The sequence below is a fragment of the Rhizobium sp. SJZ105 genome, from assembly GCF_007828365.1.
In the GTDB taxonomy this organism is placed as follows: Bacteria; Pseudomonadota; Alphaproteobacteria; order Rhizobiales; family Rhizobiaceae; genus Agrobacterium; species Agrobacterium tumefaciens.
The window spans coordinates 100,429-113,551 of the sequence record NZ_VIUP01000009.1 but is presented as its reverse complement, the minus strand read 5'-3'; the positions used below and the strand labels follow the sequence as shown (position 1 = coordinate 113,551).

At 58.1% G+C, this 13,123-nt stretch carries 13 protein-coding genes; 10 read left to right on the top strand and 3 right to left on the bottom strand.

From position 1 onward, the window contains the following. Positions 1–108 precede the first annotated feature (108 nt). From FB593_RS21765 to FB593_RS21755, 3 genes are all read left to right on the top strand, one after another. Entirely contained in the window at positions 109–837 is a 729-nt protein-coding gene (locus tag FB593_RS21765; RefSeq protein ID WP_111801408.1) for a DeoR/GlpR family DNA-binding transcription regulator, read from the top strand. Positions 838–1,131: 294 nt separating this feature from the next. Beyond that, complete coding sequence (locus tag FB593_RS21760; protein WP_003517017.1) at positions 1,132–1,755, top strand: hypothetical protein; 624 nt, start codon at positions 1,132–1,134, stop codon at positions 1,753–1,755. A 94-nt stretch (positions 1,756–1,849) separates the two neighbouring features. Next, positions 1,850–2,209, top strand: a complete 360-nt coding sequence (locus FB593_RS21755) for a hypothetical protein (protein ID WP_244420509.1) — start codon at positions 1,850–1,852, stop codon at positions 2,207–2,209. Positions 2,210–2,603: 394 nt separating this feature from the next. Here FB593_RS21755 and FB593_RS21750 read toward each other — a convergent pair whose 3' ends face one another. The 3 genes from FB593_RS21750 to FB593_RS21740 form a co-directional block, all read right to left on the bottom strand. Then, the gene (locus tag FB593_RS21750) at positions 2,604–3,227 is read right to left on the bottom strand and encodes a pyridoxamine 5'-phosphate oxidase family protein (RefSeq protein WP_003517021.1); all 624 of its coding nucleotides are present in this window, start codon (positions 3,225–3,227) and stop codon (positions 2,604–2,606) included. Positions 3,228–3,545: 318 nt separating this feature from the next. Beyond that, the gene (locus tag FB593_RS21745) at positions 3,546–4,925 is read right to left on the bottom strand and encodes an enoyl ACP reductase FabMG family protein (RefSeq protein ID WP_145166951.1); all 1,380 of its coding nucleotides are present in this window, start codon (positions 4,923–4,925) and stop codon (positions 3,546–3,548) included. A 349-nt stretch (positions 4,926–5,274) separates the two neighbouring features. Continuing rightward, complete coding sequence (locus tag FB593_RS21740) at positions 5,275–6,174, bottom strand: LysR family transcriptional regulator (protein WP_003517025.1); 900 nt, start codon at positions 6,172–6,174, stop codon at positions 5,275–5,277. A gap of 98 nt (positions 6,175–6,272) precedes the next feature. On the opposite strand from FB593_RS21740, the gene FB593_RS21735 reads away from it, so the two are divergent. The 7 genes from FB593_RS21735 (at position 6,273) to FB593_RS21705 (ending at position 13,120) form a co-directional block, all read left to right on the top strand. Further along, on the top strand, positions 6,273–7,688 hold the full coding sequence (locus FB593_RS21735) for an aldehyde dehydrogenase family protein (protein ID WP_003517028.1): 1,416 nt from the start codon (positions 6,273–6,275) through the stop codon (positions 7,686–7,688). Positions 7,689–7,883: 195 nt separating this feature from the next. Next, positions 7,884–8,495, top strand: a complete 612-nt coding sequence (locus tag FB593_RS21730) for a glutathione S-transferase family protein (RefSeq protein WP_003517029.1) — start codon at positions 7,884–7,886, stop codon at positions 8,493–8,495. Between the two features lie 54 nt (positions 8,496–8,549). Next, positions 8,550–10,610 (top strand): pyridoxamine 5'-phosphate oxidase family protein, encoded by a 2,061-nt coding sequence (locus FB593_RS21725; protein WP_145166950.1) that lies wholly within the window; start codon positions 8,550–8,552, stop codon positions 10,608–10,610. Positions 10,611–10,733: 123 nt separating this feature from the next. Next, positions 10,734–11,282, top strand: coding sequence for a carboxymuconolactone decarboxylase family protein (locus FB593_RS21720; RefSeq protein WP_003517035.1), 549 nt, complete (start codon positions 10,734–10,736; stop codon positions 11,280–11,282). Positions 11,283–11,350: 68 nt separating this feature from the next. Further along, on the top strand, positions 11,351–11,815 hold the full coding sequence (locus tag FB593_RS21715) for a DUF1348 family protein (protein ID WP_003517037.1): 465 nt from the start codon (positions 11,351–11,353) through the stop codon (positions 11,813–11,815). Between the two features lie 61 nt (positions 11,816–11,876). Further along, positions 11,877–12,152, top strand: a complete 276-nt coding sequence (locus FB593_RS21710; RefSeq protein WP_003517039.1) for a hypothetical protein — start codon at positions 11,877–11,879, stop codon at positions 12,150–12,152. A 77-nt stretch (positions 12,153–12,229) separates the two neighbouring features. After that, a complete protein-coding gene (locus FB593_RS21705) occupies positions 12,230–13,120 on the top strand; it encodes a LysR family transcriptional regulator (protein ID WP_003517041.1) in 891 nt (296 codons plus the stop codon). Positions 13,121–13,123: the final 3 nt, after the last annotated feature.

Genomic DNA, 13,123 nt, shown 5'->3' with positions numbered 1-13,123 from the left:
TTCGATCGTTTCATGTTTGTTGTTCTTCTGTCAAGCGTAGAGAGGGCGATTGCAAGGAAACTAACACCGAAATATGAAGCGCTGGAACAAACCGAAAGCGGAGATAAGGTGAGCAGAATAAGTGCACACAATGCCAGGTTGGACGCATTGGCCGGGCTGGTTCAGGAAACGGGTGTCCTGAGGCTGCGGGACGCAGCGTCCCGGCTTGGCGTATCCGAAATTACCATTCGCCGCGACATTGCCGCCGACGGTCAGCGGCTTAGCTGCCTTGGCGGCTACATCATTCCGGTTCAGGATGGCGCCATCAGCAGCGACTATGTGCTCGAGCAGGAGAAGGACAGCCATGCAACTGCCAAGGCGCGCGCCTGCACGCAGGCGGCAGCTCTAATCGAACCATATGACACTATATTCATCGATTGCGGAACGACGATGCCGCATCTGGCGCGGCAAATTCCGGCAAACGCCCATGTCACGGTCATCTGCTATTCCCTCAATGTTGCAGAGGAGCTGGCGAGCAGAAACGATGTCCGCCTGATCATGCTCGGGGGAGTTTATCATTCGGAAGCGGCTTCGTTTTCGGGTGATGAGGGTATCGAGGTGCTGAAGCGCATCAATATCAACAAGGCATTTTTGTCTGCCGGTGGCGTGGACGAACAGCATGGCGTCACCTGCTCACATTTTCATGAAGTGCCGATCAAGCAGATGGTTATGCAACGCTCGGTTCAAAAGCATCTGGTGGTGGACAGCAGCAAATTCAGAAAGGTGCGAGCCGCACGCTACGCTGCCATAGGCGACTTCAACTCAGTTATTGCAGATCAGCCTTCACCCTGGGCTTGAGACAAACCGACAACGAGGGCTCCCAAATAAGCCTCGGCAGAGAGAGCTCAGCGATATCTTTCGCCCCACCAGGGCGAACATCACCGCAGTCCGGCTAGAAAGCCGGCAGAACGCCCCTGCTACTACACCATTCCTGCGTATCTTGATGGAAGATTTCAGCAATACGAAGGGAGAAGAAAGATCGGCTGATGTTCATCAGACTTGTCTTTCATGCCTCGTAGCAAGTTGGCCGAGTGAACTAGTGCCATCAATTAGCTGTTTGACTTGAACGCGCTCAAACACCATCTGTGCGACATGCCGAAGCATGAAAAACATCACATCGAACTGATCAGAACATGGACCCTGCCGGCTACCGTGACAATGGGGTCGGCCGTTCGCGCCAAAGGCGTCCTTCAAGAAATACAGGCAAGGCTGCCCGCTCATGCAAAAAAGTTGATCTCGCTCGAAGGAGTCGACCTCACCCTGGCGATGACGGCCAGTGAAAAGACCGCGTTCAATGCAGCAGCGACCATCGTCACAAAAGTGGTGACGGAGGCCGCTGCACTGCCGGTAATCCCGCGCGAAATCGAGGACATCCTGACTATCAAGACGAGCGAGCGGCATCGTTGGCTTGCCGACGGTCGCCTGCCGAGCGCGGGGACGCGAACGGTCAGACTGAACGGCCGCGCCCGTCAGATCACGTTCCATGTCTTTGACCCCAAGGTGGTCGAAGACCTTCTCGACCGTGGCGTTGTCGACGAATGGCGGGTGGAGGATGCAGAGGCGAAAGCCGAAAAGAGGCGGCGCGCGGCATATCAGGCGAAGCTGACGCGGTCGCTCAAGAAGAAGGTTGCGAAGCGACCAACGACGTCTCCCGATGATCCGGCCTCGAAGCTCGGCGGCTGGGAGGAGTTCGACGTGGACGGACTGCTTCGTTAAGCACTTATGCCAACACTCTTGGTATCACGCGCGATCACAGCACTTGGCCTGACATTTCATCGACAGGGTCAATGTTGCAGCGGTGATCTTTGCCGTGAAAGAACATTCGTCGGCAGGTTCAACGCCGGAGCATTTTAAGTTCATCGGTTTAGAAACAGGAATGTTGGGTTATACGACGGCCTACGCTGTAAACTATGCCGCTCTGCGGATCGGCATTGAAAACCACGTATCTTCGCTGCGGGCAGACCAGGTCAAAGGAGGTTTTATGGCATTCAAGGATATCTGTCTTGCGTTGGACGTTGTCTTTGGTCACGACTGTGCGGTTTCGATCAAGGCTTTGGTTGCATCGGAAGCCGTTTCGCGTCGCCATCGCTCTTGCGGCTTCCAGGCTGACACCTACTGCATCCAGCTTGCTCACGTCGCGATCATGCACAAAATCAGGTACCTTGGTTAGTCCGCATCCGCTGATACTCAAGCACGCAGCCACTATCAATGAAAAACGGCACATTTTCTCTCACTTTTTGTGCTTGCCTGATGGCTTGCTCCGATACGCATTGGCACAAACCTCAAAGCAGCGGCTCGGCCAACATTCTTGGCCGTTCTTCCACAATTACCGCAATCGACACAAGGCGGTGGGAAGCGTTGTCACGGCCTCACCGCAAACTCGACGCCCGAAAGCTGACAATTATTTCCGGTAGACCGTGAGTACCCCATGAGGCTGATCACTGCAGGTGTTGCGCGCGCTCAAAGAAGCGGCCAAGAACGCGCCTGCCAGATATCCTGACAGACGGCAAGCAGGACTTTCTCCACCGCGCTGAACGGGGGACATGGTGGTCTTAGAACTTCATTCATGTTTGAAGTCCTCCCAACTGTGCTCGCAAGGCTGCGTTTTCGGTTTCTAATTGCAGCAGTTTTTCACGAAGAGGAGCGACTGCCTGTTCAACCTGCTGTTGGGTGTAGCGCGGAGTAATATGCTGGGGACAGTTCCAGTCGTACGCTTCAAGCCGAAGCCTGAAAATCCCCTCCGCACGGCCTTTATATGTGGGGTCGGATACCAGATCGTTGAGCGTCGGGTCGGCATCAAGTGTCAGCCGATCTACATGGACATAGATTTTGAGCCTCGCTCTTCGCGCGTAATCCATCAGAAAAAGACAGGCCCTGTCGTTGGCAGCCAGATTGCCGGTGCTGATGTACTGTCGGTTGCCGCGATAATCGGCAAAGGCCAGAGTTCGTTGATCAACGACTTTGAGAAAACCGGCATTGCCTCCACGATGTTGAACGTAGGGCCAGCCCGTTTCAGAGACCGATGCCATATAGAAGCTGTCACGTGCGGCGATGAAAGCGATCTCGTCTTCTGTGAGGGTATCGGAGGGACGGCTATCATTACCCAACCAGATCTGGTCCACGCCCATGGCAGACTGAGCGGCTCTGACGCTTGGCGTCACGGCGACTTCAAGGAAATGATATGGCATGTCTCAATCCCCTGTTAACGCAGGCTCGCACCGCTGTCTCCCGGTGTGAGCCTGAGTTGTCTTATAGCAAGCCCGATTTTTTTGCGATGCTATATCCTTCAGATCTGGCGTAGACGTTAGTCCTGCCAGCCCTAGCCTGCAACCTGCCAACGCATCTCGCCGCGATCAGCGACGATCCGACCAAGGCCCGGGAGAGACGATCAACATAAAGCTCGGCATCGGGGTAGTTGTTTCTTACCACCAGGGACCAGTCCACCCATGTGGTTCTGGATCGTTCATGGCTAAAGCACCCGGTCTCCAGGCCAGGCTGGGAAGCCTTCACGCCATCTCAGGCTGCGCGGATCCCATTCCCGGCGCGATAAGCGGCGCGGAAGACTTTGAATGCGGGTGGGAAGCATTAAGTCGCCGAGCCACAATGTCATGGTTGAGCCACAGAACTGGACCGGAGGGTTCGGAAGATTCACCGAAGATTAGCTGCCCTGTTGCCGTCACAACGAGACTGCTCAACAGATCGCTGATCATCATCTTGCTATCCCGATGCATCTGGGTGATTTCGTTGGACGTGCCGATGGTGAGATCAGCCTGCGCCTGGCTGTTTGCCATGGGCCATGCCAAAAAGTCATAGAACGGACGCATGACATCGCTGGCCTGCATGGCGGCGATCTTGCCGAAGACGTCTTCCATAGTTAGGCCATCTACCAGCAGCTGCTGGCAGGCCTGCCACTGGTCATCTGCCCATTGGCCGCCGTTTTCTTTCTTCAACGCAAGCAGCAGCGGTATCAGGGGCAGCTCGATACCGGTGAACACGTCGGACGAATTGGTCCGGATTTCGGGGCAATTATAAACTGTTGCCTTGATCCCTTTAGCCCAGGCTTCCTCTGCAATGCCTTCGAGCCGCATCTTCGCGTAACCCTGGGTGTAATTGGTGTAGGTCTGCCAACGATAACTTCCGTCGATGAGGACCGCCGATCCGTGATAACCATAGGCCGTATATCGCACTTGACCGCCTGAAGCTTCAACGCGCTCGCGGATCGCCGCACTGAAATCGATGAGATGGCGAAAGGTGTTTGCGGAGACGTCGTCAAAATTCTGCAGGATGAGTTTTCCCATGTCACTGTCGAGCAGGGTCTGCGAGGACATGTGGCGGGTTCCGGTTCCCTTGTAGATCCGATTGGCGATGACCAGGAACACCTTCGCCTTCGGGATGCCGCCTGCCATTGTGTGGGCGAAGAAAACATTGCGGCCATCGGCGATCATACCATCGAGAACGGTCATGACTTTCGAAAGCGATTCCGTAAAACGCGCATTGGCAATGTCGCGGCATTGCCTGACATAGTCCCAGTCGAGCTTGTCGTGCTCCCAGCTCTCAAGTGTCATTTTTGCCAGGAGATCGGTGGGAGTCGGCCCGTCTGCGGGCGCATCGCGATCGAAACCCGCCATAAGAGGTATGTTGATGATCCTGCCGCCCAGCTGGGCCTCCGCCGAAGACAGTTCATCGGCGTCGAGCGGCCGCAGCGTGTTGTTCTCGTCACGCCGCCCGACGGTGATTCCCACAATCTCCATTCCAGCCCGTCTCGCTTCGTCGAGCAAGCCGGTGGCGTATCCGCGGCCGAACAGTTCGCCGAAGAGTACGAAAACGTCGCCTTTACGGAAGACCGTGTTTTCAGAAAGGCGATTCAATGCAACCGGATTTTCCATGCTGTCAACTCTTTAAAGTTTGTCATCGAACACTGGCTCGTACAAGTTTTGCAAAGACATGACCGCATTGGCACGGAATGGGAACTCATTTTCGGTGACCGTTCATTTCAAAACGTGAAGTCGGTCTCTGTTCGCCCTACAATACAGGGGATGCCGAGGCCGGGGGATCGGCGCGCCGATACCAAAAAGAGCTCGCTGGAAACATCGCGCCTCTCCAGTGGCGCACCACGCCGAATCTTGTCGCGTCGAAGACTGTTCAGACTGCCTTCTCGCAAGTTTGCAAGAAGACCGGTATCGACAAAATATGCACCAACGACCAGGCTTACGACGAAGATAGGCATCCTCGTTATCAATTGTCGCCAGTCGAACGCTCTCGGATCAGCTCGATGAAGGCACGCAGTTTGGCTGGCATGTGTCGCCGTTGCGAGAAATAAAGGCTAAGTCCCGGATATTCGGGAGACCAGTCTTCCAAAACAGGAATGAGATCGCCTGAGGCAATATGGGGCGCAAGTGCATGTTCACCCAGATAGGCGAGCCCAAATCCGGCAAGAGCGGCCTCCAGAATAAGGTCAGACCCATCAAATGTCAGATGGCCGCTGACATCGATCAAGTGTGTTTCCCCGTGCTTCTCAAACTCCCAGCGATAGAGTCTCCCGCTTGTCATGCGCATCTGGATACAGACGTGCCGGGCGAGATCGGCTGGGACGACAAGCTTTGAACGGCCGTCGAAGTAGCGCGGCGAGCCGACGACGAAAGACCGCATTTTCGGAATGATCGGTACGGCCACCATGTCGGGCGAGATAGCCTCGGCGAGACGAATGCCCGCATCGAAACCTTTGCCGATCACATCCACGAGCGCATTTTCGGTCACGATCTCGATGTCGACATCCGGGTATCGACGGCTGTACTCGAGGATGAGCGGCTGCAGCAGAATGCGCGCCGCGCCCGGCGCCATATTCAGCCGGAGTCTCCCGGAGGGCCGATCTGAATGTTCACCGACATTTTCGATCGCCTTCTCGAGCGTCTGCAGGGCAGGTGCGATTTCAGATAGGAATTGCTCACCGGCTGCAGACAAGGACACGCTACGCGTGGTGCGGTTGAAAAGCCTGACGGCAAGGCGCTCCTCAAGTGCGGCGATCGCATGGCTCAAAGCCGATGACGACATACCGAGTTCGCGCGCGGCAGCCCGGAATCCACCGTGACGCGCGACGCCGGCAACCGCTTCAAGCTCGATCAGGCTTGCCCTCATTGCGCAATCCAGTTCATCAGGCTGTCCGATTTTGTCCTACTACACGCAACACTTACCGCATGCCATTTTTGCTGTGAAGCCATCACAGGAGAAGAAACATGCACATCATCGATCGGATCTATATCAACGGGGCGTTTGTCACGCCGCACGGCGATCAATGGGCGCCGCTTTTCAATCCGGCAACCGAGGACCAGATCGGCAGCGTGCGGCTCGCAGATGAGCGGGACGCCGACCGCGCAGTTGCTGCCGCCAAACGCGCTTTCCCAGCCTTTTCGAATACGACCAGAAAAGAGCGGATCGACATGCTGAACCGGCTGCATGCCGCGGTGTCCGCCCGAACCGACGATCTGGCGTCCGCCATGCGTGAAGAATACGGTGCGCCATCGGGCTTCATCGGCTTTTCAGCGTCACGCGCAGGTAGCGTCTTTCTCGACATGGCAAGAACGCTGAAGGACTACGAGTTCCAACGCCGCATGGGCAGCGCCGATGTCGAGATGCGACCGTCGGGTGTTGCCGTGGCGATCACGCCCTGGAACAGCAATTACAGTTTTATCTGCGGCAAGCTCTCCGCCGCCATTGCAGCCGGAGCAACGATGGTGATCAAACCTTCGGAGATGAGCGCCCTGCAGACGCAGGTGATCACTGAATGTCTGCACGCGGCCGGTCTTCCCGATGGCATTTTCAATATCGTCACCGGGTATGGAGGCGTCGTTGGTGCGGCACTGACGGCTCACCGCGACGTGTCCAAGATCACCTTCACCGGTTCCACTGCCACAGGTCGCGGCATTGTTCAGGCGGCCGCGGCCACTATGAAGCGCGTCACAATGGAACTTGGCGGCAAAAGCCCCAGCATCATTCTGGACGATGCCGATCTTGAGGTCGCCATCCCGCAGGTGCTGGTGGCAGGGTTCCGCAACAGCGGTCAGGCCTGCATTGCCGGAACCCGCATTCTTGCTCCAGAAAGCAGGTTCGGTGAAATCGAGGAACGGCTAAGCCACACCATCAAAGACTTCAGGTCGGGAGAACCGGCCGACGAACAGGTTCAGGTTGGTCCGATGGTCAGCCAGAAGCAGTGGGATCGCGTGCAAAGCTATATTCGCCTGGGACAGGAGGAAGGCGCCAGACTGCTGGCAGGCGGCGAAGGTCGTCCGGAAGGGCTGCAGCGCGGCTGGTTCGTCAAGCCCACCATCTTTACCGGCGTCCGCAACGACATGCGCATCGCGCGCGAGGAGATATTCGGCCCCGTGCTATCGCTGATCTCCTACCGCGACGAGGAAGACGCCATCACGATCGCGAACGACACCGATTACGGCCTGCAGGCGCACGTCTTTTCTTCCGACGTCGCGCGGGCAAAACGCGTCGCAAACCAGATCGAGGCAGGCCGCGTGTTCATCAACGATGCGCCGCATGACCCAATGGTACCATTCGGCGGATTCAAGCAATCCGGCTTCGGGCGGGAATTCGGCGTCTTTGGGCTCGAGGCCTTTCTCGAACCCCGTGCCGTACTGTCGTGACATTTAAAGGCCACGCAACTTTTTAGCTGCGTGGCCTGATGCCACATACCGTCGAGCGAACCCTGTTGGGCGGCCATTGTTGCACCTGGCGTAATGATGAAGTGTGAAGCGCGATCGTTCTCATCACCACGTAATAATAGCAATCTGCAGGTGCGGATCGGGAATTGACCCGAACGATACTCGCAGGAGCGCACAATGAAACTCTATCACCATCCTTTGTCGGGCCACTCGCATCGGGCCCGTCTGTTCCTTTCACTGATCAACCTGCCGCATGAGCTGGTTGAGGTGGACCTCATGTCCGGCGCGCACAAGACGCCCGATTTCCTCAAGATGAACCCGTTTGGCCAGGTTCCGGTTCTCGACGACGACGGCGAATACGTATCGGATTCTAACGCGATCCTGGTCTACCTTGCCAAGAAAGCCGGACGCACGGACTGGCTGCCCGATGACCTGAAGAGCGCCGCAGCGGTCCAACGCTGGCTGTCGGTAGCTGCCGGCGAGATCGCTTATGGTCCGGCGGCGGCCCGCCTGGTCACCGTCTTTGGTGCCAAGTTCAATCCGGACGAAGTCATTGGTCGCGCCCATGCGGTCCTTGGAAAACTCGAAACTCAGCTTTCCGACCGAGAATGGCTGGTTGGCGAACGCCCGACGATCGCTGACGTCGCAATCTACAGCTACGTGGCCCGCGCCCCTGAAGGCAACGTGGATCTCTCCACTTATCCTGCGGTCAACAGGCTGCTTCGTCGTATCGAAGCGCTTCCGGGCTTCGTGGACTTTATCGGGACTCCGGTTGGCCTTGCCGCCTGATCCGCATTCGGGTGCGCGCCGAAGCGTGCCCGATCCCTTCTTAGGAGAGCTGACATGACCGACACTTTGACAAAACTGCCGACATGGCACGAAGGCGAGAAGTTCATCCAGGAAAAAGTCGGTGTCGCCGAGCGTATGGAGGTCGTCGGCCAGCGGGTCGTTCGCGATTTCATGCCGGATCAGCATCGGGACTTCTATGCCCAGCTCCCGTTCATCGTCCTTGGCAGTGTGGATGGCCACGATGACGCATGGGCCACTTTTGTCGAGGGCCGACCCGGCTTCATGTCCTCTCCTACGCCGACCACGCTCGATATCCGCTCTACCTTGGAGCCAAGCGACCCCGCCAGCGAAGGAATGGCGGACGGCAAACCGATCGGCCTGCTCGGCATCGAGATGCACACGCGTCGCCGCAATCGCATGAACGGCTTTGTCTCCACCGCAGCGAACGGTTATCGGATCGATGTGGATCAGAGCTTCGGCAACTGCCCGCGCTACATACAATTGCGGGATTTCCAATTCGAGAGGGCACCCGGCCAACCAAGCCAGAACCAGCGTGAAGACCTGTCCGAGCTTGACGACCTTGCTCGCTCCACGATCAAGACTGCGGACGCGTTCTTCGTTGCCTCCTATGTCGACCGCGAAGACAGGCGCCAGGTTGACGTTTCGCATCGCGGCGGGAATGCCGGCTTCGTCCGCGTTGGCGATGATGACGTTCTCACAATTCCCGATTTCGACGGAAACCTTTTCTTCTCGACACTGGGGAATATTCTGCTGAACAAGAAAGCAGGTCTGCTCTTCGTAGACTTCGCGACGGGCGATGTGCTGCAGATGACAGGCGAAGCCGACGTCATCCTGGAATCACCCGAGATTGCGGCCTTCCAGGGCGCGGAACGGCTCTGGACGTTCAGGCCAACCCGGATCGTCCGGAGACCGAATGCACTCGCAATCCGCTGGGCATTCCAGAAGGATGGATGGTCGCCGAATTCTCTGATGACCGGGAACTGGGCGCAGGCAGCAGACCGGATGCGTGCCACCGGACTTTCAGACACATGGCGGTCGATGACGGTCACCAGGATCGTCGAGGAAAGCACGACGATCCGCTCGATCCATCTCCAGCCAAGCGACGGCGCGGGGTTGCTGCCGCATGCTGCCGGGCAGCACCTCCCGATCCGGCTGGTGCTGCCGGGAAGCGAGCGGCCTGTTGTCAGGACCTACACCCTGTCTGTCGCACCGTCCGATGGCATCTACCGCATCAGTGTCAAACGCGATGGGCTCGTGTCGCAGTTTCTGCACGACAGCATCTCCGTTGGCGACGTGATTGAGGCGCGGCCCCCCGCAGGGGAGTTCGGTGTTGACGCCCGTGCCACGCGCCCTGCAGTGCTCCTTGCCGGTGGTGTCGGCATCACGCCGCTGCTCGCCATGCTCCGTCATGTCGTCTACGAGGGAATTCGCAAACAGCGAATCCGGCCGATCACGTTGTTCCACGCTGCCCGCACGAAAGCCGAGCGACCTTTCGACAAGGAGATCGCCGAACTCGTGGCTGCGGCCAAGGGCGTGGTCCGGTTAGTGCGAGTTCTCAGCGACATCGGCGATGCCACAGAGGGCTCCGACTACGATACTGCAGGCCGTATCGACATGGCTATGCTCACCAAGCATCTGCCGTTCAACGACTACGACTTCTATCTGTGTGGTCCGCCGCAGTTTACGCAGGCGCTCTATGACGGTTTACGCGGCTACAACATCGCAGACGATCGTATCCACGCGGAAGCGTTCGGGCCCTCGTCGCTGGTTCGGTCTGTAGGCGCCAAAGATGCCAGGGCCACCCCTTCGCGTGCGCTGCCGTCCGACAAGCCGGTGCCTGTCATATTCACGAACTCGCTGAAGGAGGCCCGCTGGGCACCCGGCTCCGGAACGCTGCTGGAACTTGCAGAAGCACGCGGTCTTCAGCCCGAGTTCAGTTGCCGTGAAGGCAATTGCGGTACGTGCAAAACAAAACTCGTCAAAGGCGCTGTGACGTACCTGAAGGAGCCGACAGCGAAGGTTGACGATGACGAGATCCTCCTTTGCTGTGCCGTTCCAGCGAGCCAGGAAGGCGGCATCCAGATCGCCGTCTAAACCAACATTACTACGCCTGACGCAACAGTCCCTTCCTGCTTTTCGACGTTCAACAACAACCGGTTACCAATCATCTTGAGGATCAGAGAGCGACGTCTCTCAAAACCATTAAAGGAGAATACCATGTCACGCATTCCTACCCCCGCCACGATTGAGGAGGCGCCCGAAGCCTCACGGCCGATCCTGGAGACCATCCAGAAGCAGATCGGCTCGGTGCCGAATATCTTCCGCCTCGTCTCCAACAGCCCAGCGGCCCTCAGCGGCCTCGCCTCGTTGCAGGGTGCGCTCGGCAAGGGCAAGCTTGCACCCGCCACTCGGGAAAGGATCGCCCTGGCTATGGCCGAAGCCAACGGTTGTGACTACTGCCTTTCGGCGCACACCTTCACCGGAGCGAAGTTCGCCAAGCTCGATGAAGCGGAGATCGCTTCGAACCGCCGCGGAACATCGAACGACGCCAAGGCTGCGGCAGCCGTCGAATTCGCCCGCGCCCTGACGACCGCGCGTGGCTCGGTGGCACCAGGGGAAATCGTAAAAGTTCGGGACGCCGGCTACAGCGACGCGGAAATCGTCGAGATCATTGCGCATGTCGCGCTCAATACCTTTACAAACTACGTCAACGAAGCCCTCGATACCGAGATCGATTTCCCGCGTATCGATCGTCTTGCGGCATGACATTCAGGACGGGGTGACACGAGAGCCGTCATCCTTCCCTCCCCCTTACGAAACCTGGAGCCATCACAATGTCCCGTCCCCCGCTTCCCCCTTTCACTGAACAGAGCGCCATCGAAAAGGTCCGCCTTGCGGAAGATGGCTGGAACAGCCGCGATCCTGCGAGGGTAGCGCTCGCCTACACGGTGGATACTCGCTGGCGCAACCGTGCCGAATTCGTAACGAGCCGCGATGAAGCCGAGGCCTTTCTGGGCCGCAAGTGGAACAGGGAACTCGACTACCGCCTGATCAAGGAACTCTGGGCATTCACGGGCAACAGGATCGCGGTGCGCTACGCCTACGAATATCATGATGACAGCGGCCAGTGGTTCCGGGCCTACGGGAACGAGAATTGGGAGTTTGCCGAAGACGGCCTGATGCGGGCGCGTCACGCCAGCATCAACGAACACCCGATCGCTGAAGCCGACCGCAGGTTTCACTGGCCGCTCGGCCGAAGGCCTGACGACCATCCCGGTCTCAGCGACTTCGGCTTTTGAGCCGGGCGTCGGTCCGTTGGCCTCGTCAATGCCGTCGTTCAAACTCAACGAGCGAGTTCGAGTGTCCGTTGAACTCGCTCTTACCGCATCGAGCGGCGACCTGTCGCGGAAGCGCAAGCAGGAAGACGATAGCCGTGCGCTTGGGCTGACGGGTGCGGAAATCGATCTGGCACGCCGTGGCCTGAGCTTCGATCTGAAAATAGCGCGGGCCATAGCGTTTGCGCTCGCGGTCAATGAGCACACACGTGCACGTGCAAGCGCCGCTGGCCTTTGTGAGCGAAGCTGCGTCGAAATCGAGCACCTTGCTGCTGCCAACCGACAGGTCGCTGGCAGCTAATCCATGCCGCGGACGGCTTGCGGTCTTGTCGTCCAGGATTCTACTATGGACACCGTATCGAGGGCATGGGGGACCGGATGGATCGTTGGCAGGCAATGCGGATTTTCGTGAAAGTAGCGGAGACCGAAAGTTTCGCAGATACCGCCCGCCAGATGCACATGAGTGCTCCTGCCGTCACACGGTCTGTTGCAGCCCTGGAAGATATCATCGGAGCACGCCTGTTCGTGCGAACGACCCGTTCGGTAAAAATGACCGAGGCGGGTGCCCGGTATTTCGAGGACTGCCGCAAGATTTTGTCAGACATTGCTGAAGCAGAGGCGGCAGCGGGAGGCTCCTACGCTACACCGACAGGCACCCTATCCGTAACTGCTTCGGTCATGTTCGGGCAGATGTATGTGCTGCCCGTCGTGACGGGCTTTCTGGACGCATTTCCAACCATGAAGGCGCGAACCCTGTTTATCGACCGGCCTGTCAATATTGTCGATGAAGGCATCGATGTCGCTGTCCGCATTGGTCACCTCCCCGACTCCGGCCTCTCCGCCATAAAGGTCGGGAGCGTCAGGCGTGTCGTGTGTGGTTCACCGGCATACTTTGACCGACATGGCATTCCGACAACGCCATCCGACCTCAGGGATCATCGCATCGCGGCGTCCACCAGCGCCTGGGCCTCCCCTGAATGGCGCTTTTCCGACGATTTCCGCGTGACGATAGACGCTGCTCTTCAGTGCAACACCAACGAAGCGGCCATAACCTCCGCACGCGAGGGCTGGGGACTGACGCGCGTGCTGAACTACCAGATAGGCCCTGACCTTATGGCGGGCGACCTTCAGATCGTGCTCAGCGAGTTTGAAGAGCCGCCCCTGCCTATCCACATCATGCATCCAGAGGGTCGGAATGCACCCGCAAAGGTGCGGGCTTTCGTTGACATGGCAGTTGCCCGCCTGCGTGAGAACCGTCTCCTGAACTGATCC